This is a genomic window from Bifidobacterium sp. KRGSERBCFTRI (assembly GCF_025908335.1).
The window spans coordinates 1,864,673-1,886,120 of record NZ_CP109653.1 but is presented as its reverse complement, the minus strand read 5'-3'; the positions used below and the strand labels follow the sequence as shown (position 1 = coordinate 1,886,120).

The window sequence follows — 21,448 nt, the reverse complement described above, 5'->3', positions numbered from 1 at the left end:
ATGGCGGGAATCGGATTCGAACTCAAGAAACTGTTCCACCGCAAGGGCCTGGTCGCCATGGTGCGCGCCTACGGTTATGCCGGTGTGATCTGCACCGGACCGATGCTGCTGGGCATCCTGCTGCAGTTCGGCGTGCTGGCGGTCAGCGGTTGGTGGCACGTGCCCCGCGCGGACCAGAATCTGCTGGTCTGCATGATCACGTACACGCTGCTCGCCTCATTGGTGTTGACCAGCTTCCTGTCCATGCCGGTGACGCGTTTCCTTGCGGACATGCTGTTCGAACATCATGAGGAGACCATTCTTCCATCGTTCTGGGGATCCACGACCCTCATGCTGGCGGTGGGTGCGGTGCTGTACGCGGTGTTCCTGCTGTTTTCCGGCGCGACCCTCATGCAGGGGTTACTCTGCCTATGGCTGTTCCTGGAAATGATCGTCAATTGGAATGCGATGAGCTATCTGACGGCCATCAAGGATTACCAAGGCATCATGTGGTCGTTCGTCGCGGCGGTGGTCGTGGCGTTCCTGTCCGCATGCGCGATGATGGCGCTGGGCCTGCCGCAGGTGGAAAGCCTGCTGGCCGCAGTGGCGTTCGGCTACGGCGTGATGATGGTCTGGGACGTGGTGCTGCTGCACCGGTATTTCCCGCAAAGCTCGGAAAGCCCGTGGACGTTCCTCGCATGGCTGGACCGGTTCCTGCCGCTCGCCCTGACGGGACTGCTGACCACCCTCGGCTTGTTCTCCCACTTGGTGATCACCTGGTGTGGTCCGCTTGGCGTGCATGTGAAGGGACTGTTCTACGGTGCCCCCTACTATGATGTGCCCGCGTTACTGGCGTTCCTGACGATTCTGATCACCACCGTGAATTTCGTGGTGTCGGTGGAAGTCAATTTCTATCCGAAATACCGTGCCTACTACGCGCTGCTCAACGACGGCGGCACCGTGAAGGACATCGTGGTGGCCGAACGCGAGATGCTCGCCGTGCTCAACCGTGAGCTGTACTACACCGCGTTGAAGCAGCTGTTCGTCACCGCGGCGGTCATCTCGTTGGAAAAGATGGTGTTGGGCGTGCTGCCGCTCGGTTTCAACGATGGCATGCATGGTTATTTCCGTGTGCTGTGCGTCGGATACGCCCTGTACGCGGTCGGCAACACCATGCTGATGATTCTGCTGTATTTCACTGATTACTTCGGCGCGGTGTGCTGCGCCGCGATATTCGCCGGGTCGGCCACGGTCTTGACTGTTATTTCGCAGTTCGTTCCGGTCACGCTGATGGGATTCGGCTTCCTGCTGGGCGCGTCGGCGTTCCTGCTGGCCGCGGTCGTGCGATTGGCGGTGTTCACCGACAATCTGCCGTATCGTGTGCTCGGCGCGCAGCCGATTGTGGCGACCGAAAAGCGCGGATGGTTTACGAAACTGGGCGAAGCGTTGGACGAATTCGGCGAACGGCTGCATGGAACTTTCGGACGGAAGGAATCATGAGGGAAAGCGTGGAAAGCATGGAAAGGAACGGACGAATGACGATGGGTAATCGGCCGTGCGGCCGCAATGCCATATTCAAATGCGTGGCGATCATCGCCACGGTCGTGACGACGTTCTCCTGCGTCGCCTGCGGAAACGCTGCGGACAGTGGTTCCACGGCAGACAAATCGGCGGCGCAATCGCAAGGAAAGCATGAGAAAGTCAAGAAAAGCGCCACGCAGGGGCTTGACGGCGCGCATCTGCGTGACAACGACTCGCTGTACAAGGTGTATGACGACAGCGGTGTGGAAACCATGTATCTGACGGTCTCGCGCGGCAACAAGTCGGAAGGCACCGACCACAGTTGGAGCGAAATCAACCAGTATTCCGTGGATGATTACGCGGCCATGCGCACCAACCGGTACCAAGTCAACGGTCTGCTGCAGGTCGGCGACGAACAGGGGCCTGTATCCGGCGAACTCGGCTACGGTGAAAAAGCGCCGAACGCCACCGTGCAGGTGCGCGGCCAGTCGTCCAGTCTCAATAAGCAGAAGAACTACAAAATCGAGCTGAAAAGCGGCAAAGGCAAATGGCGCGGGCAGCGCACCATCGCATTGAACAAGCATATGGGCGAAGGGCTGCGATTCCGCAACAAGATGGCATACGACCTGATCCGCGGCATCGACCAGATGATGGGACTGCGCACGCAATTCGTGCACCTGTACGTCAAGGACGAAACCTCCGGTTCCAACTCCTTCGACGACTATGGCCTGTACACGCAGGTGGAGCAGCTCAACAAAAGCGCGCTCCAAGCGCACGGCCTCGACAAGAACGGCCAGCTGTACAAGGTCAACTACTTCGAATTCCAACGCGACGCGGACGTGATCAGACTCGCCGACGATCCCAAATACAATCTGTCGAAATTCGAGGAGAAGCTGGAGGTCAAAGGCAACAGCGACCATACCAAACTCATCGCCATGCTCAACCAGCTCAACGATTATTCGGTGCCGATGAGCAGCATCCTCGGCAAATATTTCGATACGGAAAATCTCGCATACTGGATGGCGTTCCAGCTGCTGACCGGCAACACCGACACGCAGAGCCGCAACATGTACCTGTACAGCCCTACGAATTCCGACACCTTCTATGTGCTGGACTGGGACAATGACGGCATGCTCATGCGCAAGGAGAACCAGCTGCGTAACACGTCCGAAGGTTCCAGCTGGGAACAGGGCGTCAGCAACTACTGGGGCAACGTGCTGTTCCGCCGCTGCCTGCAAACCAAGTCGTTCCGCGACGAACTCGACACGGCGGTGAAACGGGAATACAACTACATGAACGCCAATCGAATCAACGGCATGGTGAGCCACTACGAATCCATCACCAACCAGTACCTGTGGAAAACGCCGGATTCCACATACGAGCCGTTGACCCGCGCGCAGTATGACGTGGTGGCCGGGCAACTGCACGATGAGATCGAGCAGAACTACAAAACCTACCGGGAAAGCTACGACAAGCCCATGCCGTTCTTCATCGGCGCGCCGCAAGCCGACAATGGCAAGCTCAAAATCAACTGGGACACCTCGTTCGACTTCCGAGGCGAGGATCTGAGCTACGACATCACCGTGGCCAAGGACTATCTATGCAAGGACGTCGTCTTTAGCAAGACCAATCTGGCATTGCCCCAAATCGTGATGGACCTGCCGTCCGATGGACAGTATTTCGTTCGGGTGCGTGCGCGCAACACCTCCGGCAAGATGCAGGACGCCTTCAACTATTACGTCACGGAACATGGCAAGACGTACGGCACGAAATGCTTCTACATCAAGTCCGGCCAGGTCGTGGAGGACGACAATGGGCAGTGATGAGACCTCGACGTCGCTGCTGCGGCGAATCGGGCGGCGCGTCGGGCGGCGTATCGGCGAGGAGCTTGCCATGCCGCCACGCCGCTGCGAGGAACGTTACCGTCACGAGCTCAAATATCTGATTTCGTACGGTCAGAAGGCCGACCTGAACGTGCGCATGGCACCATTGCTCGACCATGACAGCCATGCCCGTGACGGCAGCTATACAATCCGCAGCCTGTATTTCGACGATTACTGGAACACCGCCTACCAAGAAAAAGTGGACGGCGTGCTGACACGTAAAAAATACCGCATCCGCATCTACGACTACAGCGACCGGGTGATCAAGCTGGAACGCAAGCGCAAAAGCGACAGTTGGATTTACAAGGAGGACGCGCCGCTCACGCACGAGCAGTTCGACCGGATACTGGCCGGCGACGTCGGATTCATGGAACACAGCGAACATCAGCTGTGCCGGGAATTCTACGTGGAATACGTGAGCAATGTGCTGCGGCCTCGGGTGATCGTCGACTACGAACGCGAACCATGGATCCTCGACGCCGGCACGGTGCGCGTCACGTTCGACATGGACGTGCGCGCCGCGGTCGACGGATTCGACATCTTCGACCGCACCCTGCCCACCCTGCCCGTGCTTGAGCCGGGCAAGCTGGTGATGGAGGTCAAATTCACCGAATTCCTGCCGCAGATCGTGCGTGACATTCTGCCAGGCAAGGCGCAGGAGATAACGGCCGCCTCGAAATACGTGCTGTGCTATGACAAAGCCTCGTATCTGCGGGGTTTCGACTACTGGCAGGAAGGCTGGAACGTGCCGAGCGTGTGACTTGAGCGCACCGGTCGGACGTATCGCGGAAGACCGAAAACAGACGGACGAAAACGCGCAGCCGAAAACATCGGCAATCGTAGAAAACGTAATAACCGAACAATCGCAAAAGAGAAAACGAAACCATGAGCGTAAACGACATGATCAAGAAATCGGTGCTGAACTCCTTCAGCCAATACAACGTGCCCAAAATGGCGCTGGCCCTGCTGGTGGCGCTGCTGGTGGGCATCGTCATCTACTGCGTATACCGGCGGTTCTACACGGGCGTCGTGTATTCGCGCAGCTTCGCGGTGACGCTGGTGGGCATGTGCGTGCTCACCTGCATGGTCACATTGGCCATCAGCACGAACATCGTGATCTCGCTTGGTATGGTGGGCGCGTTGTCCATCGTGCGTTACCGTACCGCCGTGAAGGATCCGATGGACCTGCTGTACCTGTTCTGGGCCATCACGTCCGGCATCGCGGCCGGCGCGGGCATGTATCTGCTGGTGGTGGTCGCCGGCGCGGTGATGATCGGCATGCTCGCCCTGTTCTATTCGCATCAGGACAAGGGCCGCGTGTACATCGCGGTGATCCATTACGCTTCCGACGCGGTCGGGGACGACATCACGCGCGCGTTCGGCCGCACGAAGTTCTTCGTCAAATCCAAAACCATGCGTGGCGACCATGTGGAGATGGCCGTGGAAGTGTTCTGCGACGACAAGGACATGACGTTCGCCGAGCGGATTCGTGCCATCGAGGGTGTTGAGGACGTCACCCTGATACAGTACAACGGTGAATATCACGGATAGGACGTGGTGACAGGAAGGAATCTGTTTGGCTGACACACCGGAAATGGGCAGGACGCCGTCCACCGACGAGCTTGTGCCGGAGCTGACGTTCGACGAGATCGACCGTGCGTTCGACAACAACGAGTTCTGCTTCTACCTGCAGCCCAAATGCAATGCGGCTACGGGTGCCATCGTCGGTGCCGAGGCGCTGGTGCGTTGGAACCACCCCAAATATGGTGTGGTATCTCCGGGCAGGTTCGTTCCCATGCTGGAACAGGCCGGACAAATCTCCCGACTGGACGTGTTCGTATGGCGTTCCGTGGTCCGGATGCTGGCACGTTGGGAACGTGAGGGCCGCAATCTGGTGCCGATTTCCGTGAACGTCTCCATGGTGGACATCGACCAGATGGATGTGGCGGACACGCTCACCGGACTGCTGAACGAATACGATGTCGACGCTCGGCTGCTCCAAGCGGAAATCACCGAAAGCGCCGTGGCCAGGAACCTGTCCAAAGTGGAAAGCACCATCCGCAAGCTGCATGCGGACAACATCGCGGTGCTGATGGATGATTTCGGATCGGCGTATTCGTCGCTGAACATGCTCAAGGACATCAACGTCGATGTGATCAAACTTGACATGAAATTCATCGACCTCGATGAGGACAATGCCAGCAAAGGGCTGAAAATCGTCGAATCGGTGGTCAACATGGCCAGAAAGCTGCGACTGCTGGTCATCGCCGAAGGCGCACAGACCAAACAGCAGGTCGACCAGCTGCTGTCCGTGGGATGCCGGTACATCCAAGGGTATTACTTCCACGAACCGCTTCCGGTGGGACGGATGGAGAAGCTGTTGGCCGAACGTCCCGACGACCGGCATTTCTGGGATATGTCAAACGATTTCATGCATGGCAGCTATGTGCCCGTCAACGGCCGTACCATGCTTGAGACGTCCGCGCTCGCCGCCAGCACCTTCGAGATTCTGGCCAATGGCGTGGCGGAACTCTCCCGACTGAATGTGAAGACGGGCGAGTACCGCGCGGTCAAACGCGATGGCATACTGCCGACGCCGGAAACCGATGATTTCGAAACCTACGTGCAGACGCTGATCGCCGAACGCGTGGTGCATCCGGACGATGCCGACAGGTTCCGTGCTGATATGGATCTGGCTTCGCTCCGTTCGCTGCTGTTCTCGCAGAAATCCGCGTTCGGAGTGTACCGCAGTGAGGTGCTGGCCAGAACCGGCATAATCTCCTTCGCGGTGATTCCCTCACGTGAATGCTCCGAAAGCGATCCATGGGCCGTGGTGATGGTTGGCCGGAACCTGCCGATAGAGTCCTTTGTCCGGTTGAACGGCGAGGAGTACCGACGGGATTCATTGACGGGGCTGCTCAACCGCAACGCTTTCGACGATGATGTGGAATTCATCCAAGCCACCCATGACAAGCCGTTGACGGTGATGTACATAGATCTGATTGGCCTGCATGAGATCAATAATCATTTGGGTCATGCCAGAGGCGACGTGGTGCTGTGCGAGCTTGCGGATGCGGCGCGCGCCTATTTCGGCGACGATAATATCTACCGCATCGGCGGCGACGAGTTCGTGATCATCAGTTTCGCCCATTCGATGGCGCAGAGCGCCCGACAGATGGAATATATGCGTCAGGAGCTGCTTGATCACGGTTGCGAGCTGTCCGTGGGCATGGCCGAATCCGATGACGGCGAGGATATTCCGGATCTGGTCAACCAGGCGGAAAACGAGATGCGCAAAGACAAGAAGCGCTACTACGCCAGCGGCAGCGGCAAAAGGCAGTTGCGCACGTTGAACAAGCAGCTTGAGGACATCCTGGTACGCAACAAAGACATGGAATCGTTGCTGCAGCATTTGAATACACGGTATTCGATCGCTTATGTGGTCAATCTGCGTGCCGATACGCAACGGCCGGTCGTGGTTCCCGGCTATGTGCAAAAAATGCTTGACAAACATGGCGGTTCCTTCCACGAGATGCTGCTCGACTATTGCGACAAATTGGTGGCGCCGGCCTACCGGGACGGCTTCCGCATGCTGTTCGACTATGATTACGTCCGCGACCGGATATGCAGGGAAGGCGCTATACGGTACGCCTATGTCAGAAACGACGGCGAACGGTTCCTGATTACGATTTTCCCCGACACCCATTCCGTGGACGAGGTCATGTGGGTGTTCGCCAAAGAAGACACGTCGTCCGAAGAATAGGATTTCGGGCATCGGACGGCATGCTGTCCGGTTTTGCCGGTGTTGTGGGATATTGACGAAAAAATTGTGTGTCGTGGGTGCTTCCTCGCATGGAAAAGGGCTTATGATGAAACCGTTGGCCGCGGCAATGGATGCCGTGGTCTTCGCTTGAACACACAGTCGCTTAAAGGAGAGCACTATGGTCTATCGCATGATTTTCAACCAGACCGCGTATTTCGGCCGCGGAGCCATCAAGGAGATTCCGGGCGTCGCCAGGTCCCATGGCTTCACCAAGGCGTTCATCGTCACCGATCCGGTGCTGCTGGAGACCGGCACCGTCAAGAAGGTCACCGACGTTCTTGACGAGGCGGGCATGCCGTATGAGGTGTTCGACAACGTCAAGCCGAATCCGCCGGTCGAATGCATCCAGGATGGCGTCGCCAAGTTCGCAGCCTCCGGAGCCGACTTCCTGATCGGCCTGGGAGGTGGTTCCCCGCAGGACACCTGCAAGGGCATCGGCATCGTGACTGCCAATCCGGAATTCGCCGACGTGCTGTCCCTTGAAGGCGTGGCCGACACCAAGAACCCGTCCGTGCCGATTTTCGGTGTGCCGACCACCGCTGGCACCGCATCCGAAACGACCATCAACTATGTGATCACCGACACGGCCAACAAGCGTAAGTTCGTGGCCGTCGACCCGCACGACATCCCAATCGTCGCCTTCGTGGATCCGGACCTGACCGACTCCATGCCGCGCGGCCTCAAGGTGGCCACCGGACTCGACGCCCTGACCCACGCCATCGAAGGCTATATCACACCGGGCGCGTGGAGCCTGTCCGACTGCCTGTCCATGCAGACCATCCGCATGATCGCCAAGAACCTCGCCAAGAGCGCCGATGGAGACATTCCGGCCGGCGAACAGATGGCCTACGCCTCCTACATCACCGGCATGGCCTACTCCAACGTCGGCCTCGGTCTGGTGCACGGCATGGCCCACCCGCTGGGCGGCCGCCTCGGCGTGGCGCACGGTGTGGCCAACGGCATCCTGCTGGCCCCGGTCATGGAATACAACAAGGACTACACCGGCGAGAAGTACCGTGACATCGCCGACGCCTTCGGTATCGCCGACGCCTACACCGGCGACATCGAAACCGTGCGTGAAGAGGCCGTCCAGGCGGTGCACAAGCTCACCGTGGATCTGAAGAACCCGACCAAGATCTCCGAAGTTGGCGCCACCGAAGCCGACCTGGAGCCGCTGGCCCATGACGCCTTCCACGACGTGTGCACGCCGGGCAACCCGCGCCAGGCCACCCAGGAAGACATCCTCGCCATCTACAAGAGCCTGATGTAGGTCCGACTGCGGTAGGCGCAATCGCAAAACCGCAATCGTAAAAACAAAACGGACGGCATCGATCGCATGGTCGGTGCCGTCCGTTCGCTATCCGCGGAAAATACGCCGCGAATAATCGCTATACCTAATCGCTATTCCTCGTGCTTCTCGCTCCACTCCTCATCAGTGGGAGTGTCGTCATACAGCTCATGGCCTTCCTGTTCGGCCAATTCCATCTGCTCGTTGATCCACGCGGCCTCGGCCGGATTGATATCAGCGGTGTTCAACACCTTCTGCCACACCGGATACAGCAGATGCATCACAGGATATAACGCGGTGATGAGGATTTCCGGCTTGTGCTTGCGGTAATGCTGCGGATGCGCGTTGAACGTGTTCTTGAAACGGCGCATATAGTTGAGGAACGATGCCGGAGACGTGTCCATACGACGTGCGCTGATGCCCGCGATCATCCGCGGACAATACACGGTCTTGAGATCCTTGCCCAACAGATGCAGCGAGATGTCGATGTCCTCATGCATCACATCCGCCTTGTCTTGGCAGACCTCGTCGGCGATTTCGCGCCAGGCGGTGGCGCGCAGGGCCATGTTGGAACCGAACAGCAGAGGTTGCCCATCATCGGCCCTATAAATACGTTTGCGGGTGGAATTGTCCCCGCGAAGCCCGAAATGACGGCTCGGCAAATCGTAATACATCACCGGACCGGTGGCGCCCATCGCATCCGGATCCTCGGTGAAAATGCCGGACACCACCTCCACCCAGTCCGGGCGGATCATGCAGTCGGCATCGAAACGGCCAAGAATATCGCCGGTGGCATGATTCAAACCATAATCACGCGTTGGAATCAGACCCTGCTCATCATCCTGATGCAGCAGCTTCACCGGCGCTTCCGGATGGTCCTTCATGAACTGCTCCACCACGGCAACGGTCGAATCAGTGGAACGGTTATCGACGACAATCACCTCATGAGGCATCACGGTCTGCCGGGTGGCGTTGAGCAGGCAATCGTTGATACGCTCCTGTTCATTCCAGGCGGGGATGACAATTGAAACGTTCAGCATGGTTTCAAGAATAGGTTCCAGCCCGTACACGGTGCCTGTCTACAATAAGGAGCCATGAGCGAACGCGAACAGCATATGGATACGGACAAGAGGACGGGAACGTCCGGACAGTGCGGCAATACCGACGAAATGCGTTGGGATCTCGGCACGCTGTTCCCTGCGAAAGGCGATCCACGCAGACCTCCGGAATGGCTGGGTCGCGCGCTGCTGTACATCGCCATCGCCATCGTGCTGCTCTCCTTCTGCTGGCGCAGTTGGGGCAAAATCGAATACCTCATCATCGACGTCGTCATCTCGCTGTTCCTGGCGCTCGCCGTGGAGCCGGTGGTGATTCCGCTGGTCAAGCATGGCTGGAAGCGTTCGTTCGCTTCGATTTTCGCGTTGCTGATGTTGGGTGTCCTGCTTTGCGTGATGTTCGGTCTGTTCGGCAATCTGTTCGTGCAGCAGGTCATCGCTTTGTGCAACGGTCTGCCGGCCCTCTACCAGCAGATCTGCGATTTCGTGGCGCAATACACGGATTTCAAGCTTCCTGAGATCAACAGTCTCGGCGGTGAGATTCTGAAGAACATCCAGACCTCGTGGGTCACGGATTTCGCGGGCACCGCCATCAGCACGGTGTCCGGATTCTTCAGCTTCCTGCTGAACCTCATGACGGTGATCATGACCACGTTCTACATTTCGGCGGCCGGCCCGAAGCTGCGCCGCGCGGCCTGCCAGTGGATGGCTCCCTCCGCGCAGCGCCGGTTCCTGTTCGTCTGGACCGTCAGCCAGACGCAGATCTCATCGTTCCTGTTCTCACGTGCCATCCTCGCCGTGCTCAACGCGTTCTTCACCTCGATCTGCCTGATGGCGTTGCACGTGCCGTATTGGATGCCGTTGGCGTTGTTCTGCGGCGTCGTATCGCAGTTCATCCCGATGCTCGGCACGTACATCGGCGGCGCGTTGCCGGTGCTGTTCGCCTGGGGCAGCTGTGGTTTGTGGCAGGCGATCGCCGTGGTGGCGTTCATCTGCGTCTACCAGCAGATCGAAAACCTGATCTTCGCGCCGAAGATCTCCCGCCGCACCATGGACGTCAACGATGCGGTCGCCTTCCTTGCCGTCCTGGCCTTCGGCTCGCTGTTCGGCGCGATCGGCGCGTTCCTGGCGCTGCCTATCGTCGCCTCGATCCAGACGATCGCCCGCACCTACACCAAGCGGTACGATCTGGTCGATTCGCCGCTGATGGACGATCCGGTTCCGGACAAGAAGTCGAAGCTGGTGGAAGGCGCCGAAGTCATCAGCGAGCACCTGCACGCCGTGCCGCGCGCCGTGCAGGGGTCGAGCGCGCATGTGCCGATTCCCGACGACGTGCGCTTCCTGCAGGAGCAGGCGTACAATATCACTCGGTCCGACGAGACCGGGGATGCCGACGAATCGCAGACCGTCGCCATTCCGAAGCGCGTGTTGGACGGGGTCGATCGCAAGCCGCTGCGGGGAACCGCGGAAGCGGACGGAGCGCAGACGGAAGCCGGACCGCAGGTAGCGGACGGGTCGCAATCGCAGGGAACGGATGACAATCCGAGAAGTAGGTGGCGTTAATGGTATTGCTGAGCGTACTTGATGTCGTGCTGGTGGTTTTGGGCGGCGCCGGCATGCTCTACCAAGCGGTCTGCATCGTCATCTCGCTGTTCGCCAAGCCGATCAAGTTCCCCGAAGCGCCGATGAACAAACGGTACGCGGTGCTGATTTCCGCGCGAAACGAAGCGAACGTCATCGGCAACCTCATCGACTGTCTGCATTCGCAAACCTATCCGAGCGAGCTCATCGACATCTGGCTGGTGGCCGACAACTGCACCGACAACACCGCCGAAGTGGCCCGAAACATGGGATGCCACGTCATCGAACGATTCAACAAGGAGCAGGTCGGCAAAGGCTACGCGCTGACCTATCTGCTCGACCAGATGAACGAGTCGGGCGCATCCGACCCGTATGACGCCTTTTTCGTGTTCGATGCCGACAACAAACTCGACAAGCACTACATCGAGGAAATGAACAAGGGCTTCCAAGCCGGTTTCAAAATCCTCACCAGCTACCGCAATTCCGTGAACCTGTCCGACAATTGGGTGTCGTCCGGTTCCGCGTTGTGGTTCATCCGCGAATCGCGCTTCGTTTCCGCCTCCCGCATGTGGCTCGGCAACAGCTGCCACGTGGGCGGCACCGGCTTCATGTTCTCCCAGGAGATCATGCGTCGCAACAACGGCTGGAAATTCCACCTACTCACCGAGGATCTGGAATTCACCATGGACAGCGTGCTGCACGGCGACCGCATCGGCTACTGCGGCACCGCCATCCTGTACGACGAGCAGCCGGTCACCTTCGCGCAAAGCTGGCGTCAACGCCTGCGTTGGAGCAAGGGCTTCCTGCAGGTGTTCCGCTATTACGGACCGGCGTTGATCAAGCGCGCGGTCAGGGAACGTGATTTCTCCGCCGTCGATTTCACGCTGCTGCTGTGCCCGTTCACCGTGCTCGGCATCGCACGCGTGCTGTTGGGCATGCTGTTCGCCGCCTGCGGTTTCGTGACATGGCAAAGCCAGCTGAATTCGCTGACCGGCTGGACATCCGGCATTGTGATATCGGTGATCGGCATGATGGGACTCGCCGCATTGACCATCGTGGCGGAACGCGATCACGTGGGCGCCACCAACAAGGAGCTGCTCGCCTACGTGCTGGCCTTCCCGATCTACATGCTGAGCTATGTGCCGATTTCGTTCCAGGCGGTGTTCGCCAAGTCCGAATGGAAGCCGATCGAGCATAAGGGCTGAGGCTTGCCCGCGGCGGTGTGAACGGTCATGAGATGTTTCGTGGCGATCCATACGGTGCGGATGGTGAAAAGATGACGAAGAGAGGGTGTGGTTTGGCTATGGATGACGCTGGCGATTACCGCTATACGCGACGACGCCGAGCAATCACGGTGGCGGTTTCCGTCGTGGCCACCGTCGCACTGTGCGTCGGCTATGCAGTGGCCGACATGTGCGATGTCGTACCGGGCGTCCTCACATTGCGCCATGTCGAACATTCGACGGCCGCCGCTGCCGGCCGTTCGATCGAGGCGGCCGACGTGATCGCCGACATCGACGCTTCCAAGACCATCGATCCGGCCGCTGCGCGCGCGCTGACCGACGCGTTCCGAGCCTCAGCCGCCGGCTTCGGCGGCGAATTCTCCATCGCCATCGCCGACGCGTCGGGCAACGTGGTCGCGGAAAACAACATCGACGTGCCCCGCACGCCAGCATCCACCATGAAAACGTTGACGGCGTATGCGGCCGCCGTCGAACTCGACATGGGCAAGACCCTGGACACGCAGACCTATCTGGAACAGTCCCAGGACGGCACCGCGCGGCTGGCGCTCAAAGGCAACGGCGACATGCTGTTGGGAGCCGGAGCGTCCGACGCGAACCACATCAACGGACGTGCCGGATTGGGCACGCTTGCCGGGCGGACCGCACAGGCGTTGCGGCAGCGTGGCATCACCTCCGTGACATTGGCTTATGACGACACACTGTTCGGCAACGACCGCTGGCCGCAAGGCATCGCCGAACTCGACACGGACCACCTGTACTACGCCCCGACAGCTTCCATGGCCGTGGACGGCGGCAGGAATTGGAACGGGACAGGTCCGGCCAATCCTGATGTGTTCTCGGCGTATCCGGCATTGAGCATGCAGCCGGCGCGTGACGCGGCGCTGGTGTTCCAGCAGCGGCTGGCCGAACAGGGCATCACGGTTCAGGGATTTGTATCGCAAGGCACGGTTGCGGGGGCATCCCATCCGCTTGCCTCCGTGCGTTCGGCGTCGTTGAACGAGATTATGGCGTTCACCATGCGGCATTCCGACAATTCGCTCGCCGAGGAATTCGGCAGGCTGCTGGCGTTGCAGGTCGGCGCGGACAATTCGCCGGCTGGCGCGGTGCAGGCTGTAAAAAGCGTGCTGGAGCGCAAAGGCATCACTACGACCGGGCTCGACATGCGCAATTGTTCGGGACTTACGGAGGATTCGAAACTGACGGCGCGCACCCTGCTCGAAGTGCAACTGCGCAATCTGGCTGCGGGATCGGGGGCGGCCGCAGCCGAAGGAATGTCCGTCATGGGCTTCGTCGGCACCGCTGAGAGCCGTCTGAACGATGCTGACGAAGCGGGGCTGATCCGTGTGAAAACCGGCAGTCTGGGCGACGTGACCTCCATGACCGGCAATGTGTCGCGGTTGAACGGCGGAGCGTTGACCTTCGCGGTGATCGTCAACAATCCCACCGATTTCGCGGCGGCGAAGGCGGCCATCGACACATTCGTGGCCGGTCTGCCGAAGCTGTGAACGGCCACGTGTGAATCTTCCCAGCGGATATTCAGCATATAGCCAGAAACACGTCATTCGCATGTGCCAAGATGGTGGGCATGCGAATCGCTGACGTACAAGAAGACATTGATCACGAGCTGATCAGCAAAGAAGAGATCTCCGACATCATCAACCGTGCCGCGGCACAAGCCAGTGAAGACTATCGTGGCAAGAACCCGCTGCTGGTCTGCGTGCTCAAGGGAGCCGTGAACACGCTTGCGGCGTTCTCCCAGGCCATGAGCATTCCGGTCCAAATGGATTTCATGAGCCTGTCGAGCTACGGTTCCGGCACGGAGTCGAGCGGCAAGATCACGGTTCGTCAGGATCTGTCCACGGATGTGCGAGGACGCCATGTGCTGATCGTTGAGGACATCATCGATTCGGGCATCACCCTGGCTTGGCTGGTCGACGAGCTCAAGCGCCGTAGAGCGGCTTCCGTGGAAATTTTTGCGCTTCTGGAGAAGCCGGCACGTCGCAAGGTCAATGTTGATGTGAAATACAAGGGACGTGAGATTCCCGATGAATTCGTGGTCGGTTTCGGCTTGGATTACGACGAGTACTACCGCAACCTCGATTCGATCGCGGTGCTGAAGCCGTCAGTCTATGAAGGAGGTCAGGCATGAGTTTCCCTGGTCCGAACCAGCCGCCAAGCAATGGCGGCGGCAACAAGCCCAACGGGGGTAGTAACCCGTTCACCAATCCGTTTAGCCGCAACGATGACGGCAAGAACGGTGGCAGCGGGGCGAACGGCAACAAGTCCAACGGCCCCCGTCCGTTCTGGCAGTCGCCGTGGCTGTGGGTTGTGGTCGTGGCATTGCTTGCCGTGACCATGTTCCAGCTTTTCGCCGGTGCGGGCTCGCAGACCATCGACACCAAGGATGGCATGCAGATCCTCAACGGCAACACCGTCGAGTATGCGACGATCGTGGACAACACCCAGCAGGTCAAGCTCAAGCTGTCGAGCGATTACTCCGCCACCGACCCGGACACCGGACGTACGAAGAACTACGGCAAGAACGTGCAGTTCTACTACACGTATGCGCAGTCCGCGGCCGTGGTCAAGGCCGTGCAGAAGGCCGATCCGGCCAAGGGCTGGACCGCGTCCATGCAGCAGACCAGCATTTGGACCTACCTGCTCACCTCGCTGTTGCCGTTCCTGATCATCTTCGGCCTGTTCTGGTTCCTGATGAGCCGTATGGGCGGTGCCGCCGGCGGCATGTTCGGCATGGGCGGCAAGAAGAACAGCGGCAAACTGCTCGACGGCCAGACCCCGACCACCAAGTTCTCCGACGTGGCCGGCGAAGACGCTGCCGTGCAGGAGGTCGAGGAAATCAAGGACTTCCTCAAGGACCCGTCCCGTTACAAGGCTTTGGGCGCCCGCATTCCGCGCGGCGTGCTGCTGTACGGCCCTCCAGGCACCGGTAAGACGCTGCTGGCGCGCGCCATCGCAGGCGAGGCCGGCGTGCCGTTCTACTCCATGGCCGGCTCCGACTTCGTGGAGATGTTCGTGGGCCTTGGCGCCTCCCGTGTGCGTGACCTGTTCGATGAGGCCAAGAAGAACGCTCCGGCCATCATCTTCATCGATGAGATTGACGCTGTCGGCCGCAAGCGTGGCGGTTCCGGCATGAGCGGTGGCCACGACGAACGCGAGCAGACGCTGAACCAGCTGCTCGTCGAGATGGACGGCTTCGGCAACGATACGAACCTCATCATCATCGCTGCGACCAACCGTCCGGATGTGCTCGATCCGGCATTGCTGCGCCCGGGTCGTTTCGACCGTCAGGTGGCCGTCGAAGCACCTGATTTGGAAGGCCGCGAGGCGATTCTGAAGGTACACGCCAAGGGCAAGCCGTTCGTGCCGGACGTCGACCTGCATATGATCGCCGTGCGCACGCCGGGCTTCACCGGCGCCGACCTTGCCAACGTGTTGAACGAAGCCGCGTTGCTGTGCGCCCGTGCCGGCGCCCAGCTCATCGACAACCGCGCCATCGACGAGGCCATCGACCGTGTTCAGGCCGGTCCGAAGCGTCGTTCCAAGGGCATGGCTCTCGACGAGCTACGCAACACCGCATATCACGAGGGTGGCCATGCGCTGGTCGCGGCCGCCATGAACGACACCGATCCGGTGACCAAGGTGACGATTCTGCCGCGCGGCCGTGCACTGGGCTACACCGCGGTCATGCCAACCGAGGACCGTTACTCCATGTCCCGCAACCAGCTGCTCGATCAGATGGCGTACGCCATGGGCGGCCGTACCGCCGAAGAGGTCGTGTTCCACGACCCGACCACCGGCGCGTCCAACGATATCGAGAAGGCCACGAACATCGCGCGTCAGATGGTGCTCGACTACGGCTTCTCCGAGAAGCTGGGCGCCATCAAGTGGTCCGACGACGAGCAAAGCGATCTCGGCGCGCTCACCCACAAGTACTCCGCGCACACCGCCGAAATCATCGACGAGGAAGTGCTCAAGCTTGTGGAGACCGCGCATACCGAAGCATGGAACGTCATTAACGAGAACCGCGACATCCTCGACGAGCTGGTACGTCAGCTGCTCGTCAAGGAAACGCTCAACGAGAAGGAGCTTGCCGCCATCTTCGCCAACATCAAGAAGGCGCCGAAGCGCGAGGTCTGGTTGAGCGACGAGAAGCGTCCCGATTCCGACATTCCGCCGGTCCCGATTCCCGACAAGCTGAAGAAAAGCGCAGGATTGACCAACTGATGAGCGATACCGATTTCGATACCCTCCTCGACGACAAGGCCCGTGCCGCTCATGCGGCCGGGCCTGTCGGCTATGACGAGGAAGGCGTGCGCCAGGCCGTGCGCCTGTTCTTGAAGTCCATCGGCGAGGATCCGGACCGTGAAGGTCTGCTGGACACGCCGGACCGTATCGGGCGCGCGTGCAAGGAGCTGTTCGCCGGCCTCGGACACGGGCCGGAGGAAGTGCTGAAAACCCGTTTCAAGGTGGACACCGACGAAATGGTGCTGGTGCGCGACATTGAGCTGTTCTCCGTCTGCGAGCATCATCTGCTGCCGTTCCATGGCGTGGCCCACGTCGGCTACATCCCGCAGAACGGCCAAGTGGCGGGCTTAAGCAAACTGGCACGGTTGGTGGAACTGTACGCACGCCGTCCGCAGGTGCAGGAGCGGCTTACCCAGCAGGTGGCCGACGCGTTGATGGAAGGCATCGACGCGCGTGGCGTGATCGTGGTCACCGAATGCGACCACATGTGCATGGCCATGCGTGGCGTCAAGAAGGCGCAGTCCCGTACCGTCACCTCGGCGGTGCGAGGATGCATGCGCGACGCGGCCACGCGGACCGAGGCGATGAGCCTGATTCTGTCGAACCATTCGTAAGTGCGCTTTACCGGGCGGAATCGGACAGAACCGAACGGAAGAACGGAATGAATGAAGGAAGAAAACCGATGGCGATTGATATGAAGGCGATTCATGATAGCCAGCGCACGTTGGTGATGGGCGTGCTCAACATCACGGAGGATTCCTTCTCCGACGGCGGCCTCTGGCTTGCTCCGGAGGCGGCCAAAGCCCATGGCGAGGCGATGATGAAAGCCGGTGCCGACATCATCGACATCGGAGCGGAATCCACCCGTCCGGGAGCCAAACGCGTCAGCGAAGCCGACGAGAAGGCCCGTGTGCTGGGCGCTGTGGACGCGCTGATTCCCGAAGGGGCGGTGCTGTCCATCGACACCACGCGCGCTTCGGTGGCGTTGGCCGCGCTCGAACATGGCGCGCAGATCATCAACGACGTGTCCGGCGGCCAGTTGGACCGCGAACTGCCGCATGTGGTGGCCGACCATTCCGACTGCCTGTACATCGTGCAGCATTGGCGTGGCTGGCTTGCCGGCGCCGCAGGCAATGTGCCGGACGCCGACACCTCCCGCTACGAGCATGGCGTGGTGAATGACGTGTATGACGAGCTGATGCGTCAGGTGGATGCGGTGCTTGAAGCCGGGGTGCAGGCCGAACAGGTCATCATCGACCCGGGCCTGGGCTTCTCCAAGCCGGGCGTGGAGCATAACCTGCCGATTCTGGCGGCGCTTGACCGGTTCAACGCGACTGGCTATCCGGTGCTGATCGGCGCGTCCCGCAAACGTTTCGTCGGCTCGCTGCTTGCCGGCGCCGGTGTGACCGAGCCGGACATGGCCTCAAAAGACAACGCCACCGCGGCCATCAGCGCCCTGTGCGCGGAACATGGCGTGTGGGCCGTGCGCGTGCATGACGTGGCGAAAAGCCGCGACGCGGTCGCCGTCGGCAACGCATGGCGCGAGTATGCGAACGCGTGACCGTGCGAATCGCAGATAGTCACAACATCGCAATCGCGGAAATAATAGGAATACGGAACGTAGGAACGGCAAAGGAAGGCTGGTATGGATCAGATTCGACTGACGGGAATCCGCGCGACGGGCAAACATGGCGTGCTCGACTTCGAGCATGAGCGGGCCCAGACCTTCGTGGTGGACGCCACGCTGTTCCTCGACCTCGCTGCCGCCGGCCGTTCCGACGATCTGAACGACACCGTCGACTATGGTGCGATCGCCAAAGGCATCGTGGCCATCATCGAAGGCGAACACGTCGATTTGATTGAAAAGCTGGCCAATCGTATCGTCGGCATGATTCTCGGCTTTCCGGCCGTGTGCCGCACGCAGGTCACCGTGCATAAGCCGAATGCGCCGATCACCGTGCCGTTCGACGATGTCAGCGTGACCGTGGAACGTTCCCGTGAAACAGTTGACAGTCCATCGCGTGAGCGGTCGTCGGAACATGGGCAGGTGCATCATGCCATCATCGCCATGGGAGGCAATCAGGGCGATGTGACCGCCACCTTGCGTGACGCCGTTCGGTGCATTGATGGGCTTCCCTCCACGCAGGTGACGGGGGTGTCGCCGCTCTATCGGACCGACGCATGGGGCATGCCGGAAGGTACTGCGGAATTCCGCAATGCGGTCGTGTCCGTGGATACCAGGCTTTCGGCCGCCGAACTGCTGGCCGGTTTGCAGCGCATCGAAGCCTCACATGGTCGCGTGCGCACCGACCATTGGACGTCGCGCACGCTCGATTTGGACATCATCGACTTTGACGGGCAGGAAAGCGCCGACCCCGACCTGACGTTGCCGCATCCGCGCGCATGGCAGCGGGCTTTCGTATTGGGGCCGTGGCTTGCGCTTGAACCGGACGCAGAACTCGGGGGAGCGCACGCCGGTTCCGTGGCGCAACTGCTGCACGAAACGTCCGACCGCGACCATATCGATGAGATCGCGGACGATTGGATGGTTGCCGGAGCTCAGGATCCCATAGTTCGCGATTCCGACATTGGGACGTCTGCAGATGACGTTGATGCGATTGACGATGCCGATTCTGTTGAATCCATTGATTCCATTGAACTTCCGGAAGGTACGGCGGCCTCCAAAGCAGCCGCTGCGGCCGCGGCGAAACCGGGACCGGCATCCCGTCGAGCGGTCATTTCCCTGGATAGCGTTTCAACTGATGCGGAACACCAGTTCCGTCAGGCAATCGTGGCCATCGACGCGCTTCCCGGCAACCAGGTGGAAGGTATTTCGCCGCTGTACCATGTCAGCCAGGTCGACGACTATCCGGACAAAATGGCCGCCGTCATGCAGATTTCCACGCGCATGGACGCGCGTGAGCTTATCGGTGCGTTGGAATCGGTGTCATCCTCCATTTCGGATGACCTCGACCTCGACCTTGTGGACATGGAAGGCGTGGTCCGCAACGAACCTGATTGCATGGTGCCGTGGCCGTCCGCACGTGAGCATGCGGCCGTGCTCGCCCCATGGTTCGACATGGATCCGGACGCGAAACTCGGCAGGGATCCGGTCGCGTTCCTGCTGGCGATGGCTCCGGACGCCGCGCAAGTGGGCATGCTGACCGACAATTGGATTATCGGAGACACGCTATGAGGGCACGCAGAACCCCTTGGTGGTCATTCGTCCTTGCGGCCGCACTTGGCGTGCTGGCCGGCATGGGATTGGCGAAATACGGCGAGATTTCAGGCCTGCCGTTGGTTGGCGCACCCTGGATCGTGCCGGTGGTGCTGGCCGTGTTGGGTGGTGTGGTGCTGTACATGGCTCTGCAGATTCATAAATACACGACCAAAGATCCCGTCAAACGCGCGCAGCTCAAGCCATTGGACCCGCAGAAGGCGTTCGGCACGCTGGTGGCCTGCAAAGCGCTCGGACTTGCGGGCGCGGCGTTGGCCGGCTGGTACGGTGGGCAGATCATCATGAGTCTGCCGCATGGTGAGGCGGAATTCTATAGCCAAGCCATCATCGAATGCGTGGTGGCCTGCGTGGTATGCGTCGCCGACATGATCGTCGGCATCGTGGGGGAGTGGCTGTGCCGCATCCCGCCTATCGACGGGCCGGAAAGTCCGGCCGTGAAAAAGGCCGCACAGCGCAATCGCTATGCGGCCGCCGCCACGAAGGCGTCTACAAAATCGGCTACGAATCCTGCCACGAAATCGAAAGTCTGAACGTCAGACCTTCTTTAACTCCGTCTCAGTCCTTCTTCGGCACGCGGAACATCGCTTCCTGCGCCATGCAGGCCACCAGCTCGCCATCCTGTGTGTAGACCTTCGCTTGGCCCAAGCCGCGTCCGTGCGCCGCGGTCGGCGTGTCTTGCACGTACAGATGCCACTGGTTGATGTCGATGTCGCGGTACCACCACATCGAATGGTCGATGGACGCATACGAAATGCCCGGCGTGGCGATGCTTAAGCCAGCACGGCGCAGAATCGGCTCCAGCATGATCTGGTCGCAGCCCATCGCCAGCATCGCACGATGCATGACCTGCGGCACGTCCACCTTGCCGTCGGCCTTCATCCACACCATCTGCTTGCCGGAATCCTCGCTGGCGCTCTTCTTGTCGGCGCCAAGCATGATGGTGCGCGTCACATGGCGAATATCGAACGGCGACTTCTCCGCATAATACTTGGCGAACGGCGACTGTTCCGCATACGGCTCCATCAGTTGCTTCGCACTGGTCAGGCTGTCGGGATCGGGAATGTTCTCAGGCATCGGGTCGGCGAATTCGATGCCTTCCTGGTCATGTTCCTGGAAGCTGGCGATTGCCGTCAAAATCGAGCCCTGCGCCTGCGTGACATTCACGCGACGGGCGGAGAAGGAACGTCCGTCACGCAGATTTTCCACGTCGAACAGCAGATCCTGACGGATATCGCCGGCCGAAATGAAATAGCCGTGGATGGAATTCGGCAGACGGGATGGAGCGACGGTTCTCGACGCGGCCATCAGCGACTGCGCGATGACCTGTCCGCCGTAGACTCGGCCAGTGGGGAAGTACAGGCTTTCGCCGTTGATATACGTATGGTTGCGATAGTTTGAGGGCGTGCCCAGCTGGAGCACCTTTGCCAGTCGCTGCAGCGGCGTCATGTCTGTCTGCGTCATGATGGCCTCGATTCCTTCCGCGTGTGGATAGCTCTTTATGCTGGCATCGAGTCTATCCATACGTAGTAAATTTCGTCGGATTGTTTTGTAACGAGTACGTGAGAAGAAT

At 60.0% G+C, this 21,448-nt stretch carries 17 protein-coding genes; 15 read left to right on the top strand and 2 right to left on the bottom strand.

Annotated features, from left to right (window positions below; translation table 11 throughout):
• The 6 genes from pelG to fucO all read left to right on the top strand — a co-directional run bounded on the left by pelG (position 1) and on the right by fucO (position 8,476).
• Positions 1 to 1,479 carry an exopolysaccharide Pel transporter PelG gene (gene pelG, locus OGI63_RS08055; RefSeq protein WP_011742867.1) on the top strand — a complete coding sequence of 493 codons (1,479 nt, stop codon included), beginning with the start codon at positions 1 to 3 and terminating at the stop codon, positions 1,477 to 1,479.
• Between the two features lie 35 nt (positions 1,480 to 1,514).
• Positions 1,515 to 3,323, top strand: coding sequence for a CotH kinase family protein (locus OGI63_RS08050; protein ID WP_041777480.1), 1,809 nt, complete (start codon positions 1,515 to 1,517; stop codon positions 3,321 to 3,323).
• Positions 3,313 to 4,143 carry a polyphosphate polymerase domain-containing protein gene (locus tag OGI63_RS08045; protein ID WP_011742869.1) on the top strand — a complete coding sequence of 277 codons (831 nt, stop codon included), beginning with the start codon at positions 3,313 to 3,315 and terminating at the stop codon, positions 4,141 to 4,143. The genes OGI63_RS08050 and OGI63_RS08045 overlap by 11 nt, the downstream gene beginning before the upstream one ends.
• A 125-nt stretch (positions 4,144 to 4,268) precedes the next feature.
• Positions 4,269 to 4,934 (top strand): DUF4956 domain-containing protein, encoded by a 666-nt coding sequence (locus OGI63_RS08040; RefSeq protein WP_034524510.1) that lies wholly within the window; start codon positions 4,269 to 4,271, stop codon positions 4,932 to 4,934.
• 25 nt (positions 4,935 to 4,959) lie between these two features.
• Positions 4,960 to 7,146, top strand: coding sequence for a sensor domain-containing diguanylate cyclase (locus OGI63_RS08035; protein WP_041777254.1), 2,187 nt, complete (start codon positions 4,960 to 4,962; stop codon positions 7,144 to 7,146).
• A gap of 178 nt (positions 7,147 to 7,324) precedes the next feature.
• Positions 7,325 to 8,476, top strand: coding sequence for a lactaldehyde reductase (fucO, locus tag OGI63_RS08030; RefSeq protein WP_003808254.1), 1,152 nt, complete (start codon positions 7,325 to 7,327; stop codon positions 8,474 to 8,476).
• A gap of 131 nt (positions 8,477 to 8,607) precedes the next feature.
• On the opposite strand, the gene OGI63_RS08025 is transcribed toward fucO, so the two are convergent.
• Positions 8,608 to 9,534 carry a glycosyltransferase gene (locus tag OGI63_RS08025; protein WP_003808256.1) on the bottom strand — a complete coding sequence of 309 codons (927 nt, stop codon included), beginning with the start codon at positions 9,532 to 9,534 and terminating at the stop codon, positions 8,608 to 8,610.
• A 54-nt stretch (positions 9,535 to 9,588) separates the two neighbouring features.
• On the opposite strand from OGI63_RS08025, the gene OGI63_RS08020 reads away from it, so the two are divergent.
• The 9 genes from OGI63_RS08020 to OGI63_RS07980 all read left to right on the top strand — a co-directional run bounded on the left by OGI63_RS08020 (position 9,589) and on the right by OGI63_RS07980 (position 20,408).
• Positions 9,589 to 11,112 carry an AI-2E family transporter gene (locus OGI63_RS08020; protein ID WP_085347230.1) on the top strand — a complete coding sequence of 508 codons (1,524 nt, stop codon included), beginning with the start codon at positions 9,589 to 9,591 and terminating at the stop codon, positions 11,110 to 11,112.
• Positions 11,112 to 12,335 carry a glycosyltransferase family 2 protein gene (locus OGI63_RS08015; protein ID WP_003808260.1) on the top strand — a complete coding sequence of 408 codons (1,224 nt, stop codon included), beginning with the start codon at positions 11,112 to 11,114 and terminating at the stop codon, positions 12,333 to 12,335. The genes OGI63_RS08020 and OGI63_RS08015 overlap by 1 nt, the downstream gene beginning before the upstream one ends.
• 98 nt (positions 12,336 to 12,433) lie before the next feature.
• On the top strand, positions 12,434 to 13,879 hold the full coding sequence (locus tag OGI63_RS08010) for a D-alanyl-D-alanine carboxypeptidase/D-alanyl-D-alanine-endopeptidase (RefSeq protein WP_041777255.1): 1,446 nt from the start codon (positions 12,434 to 12,436) through the stop codon (positions 13,877 to 13,879).
• An 80-nt stretch (positions 13,880 to 13,959) separates the two neighbouring features.
• Positions 13,960 to 14,523: a hypoxanthine phosphoribosyltransferase gene (gene hpt / locus OGI63_RS08005; RefSeq protein WP_172458544.1), complete on the top strand. Its 564-nt coding sequence runs from the start codon at positions 13,960 to 13,962 to the stop codon at positions 14,521 to 14,523.
• Positions 14,520 to 16,619 (top strand): ATP-dependent zinc metalloprotease FtsH, encoded by a 2,100-nt coding sequence (gene ftsH / locus OGI63_RS08000; RefSeq protein WP_011742875.1) that lies wholly within the window; start codon positions 14,520 to 14,522, stop codon positions 16,617 to 16,619. The genes hpt and ftsH overlap by 4 nt, the downstream gene beginning before the upstream one ends.
• The gene (folE, locus tag OGI63_RS07995) at positions 16,619 to 17,254 is read left to right on the top strand and encodes a GTP cyclohydrolase I FolE (protein ID WP_011742876.1); all 636 of its coding nucleotides are present in this window, start codon (positions 16,619 to 16,621) and stop codon (positions 17,252 to 17,254) included. Before ftsH ends, folE begins: the two co-directional genes overlap by 1 nt.
• Positions 17,255 to 17,322: 68 nt before the next feature.
• On the top strand, positions 17,323 to 18,201 hold the full coding sequence (gene folP / locus OGI63_RS07990) for a dihydropteroate synthase (protein ID WP_041777256.1): 879 nt from the start codon (positions 17,323 to 17,325) through the stop codon (positions 18,199 to 18,201).
• 84 nt (positions 18,202 to 18,285) lie between these two features.
• Positions 18,286 to 19,836 carry a 2-amino-4-hydroxy-6-hydroxymethyldihydropteridine diphosphokinase gene (gene folK / locus OGI63_RS07985; protein ID WP_011742878.1) on the top strand — a complete coding sequence of 517 codons (1,551 nt, stop codon included), beginning with the start codon at positions 18,286 to 18,288 and terminating at the stop codon, positions 19,834 to 19,836.
• On the top strand, positions 19,833 to 20,408 hold the full coding sequence (locus OGI63_RS07980) for a DUF3180 domain-containing protein (protein WP_003808275.1): 576 nt from the start codon (positions 19,833 to 19,835) through the stop codon (positions 20,406 to 20,408). Before folK ends, OGI63_RS07980 begins: the two co-directional genes overlap by 4 nt.
• Positions 20,409 to 20,433: 25 nt before the next feature.
• On the opposite strand, the gene OGI63_RS07975 is transcribed toward OGI63_RS07980, so the two are convergent.
• Positions 20,434 to 21,339 (bottom strand): acyl-CoA thioesterase, encoded by a 906-nt coding sequence (locus OGI63_RS07975; RefSeq protein WP_011742880.1) that lies wholly within the window; start codon positions 21,337 to 21,339, stop codon positions 20,434 to 20,436.
• Between the last annotated feature and the right edge of the window lie 109 nt (positions 21,340 to 21,448).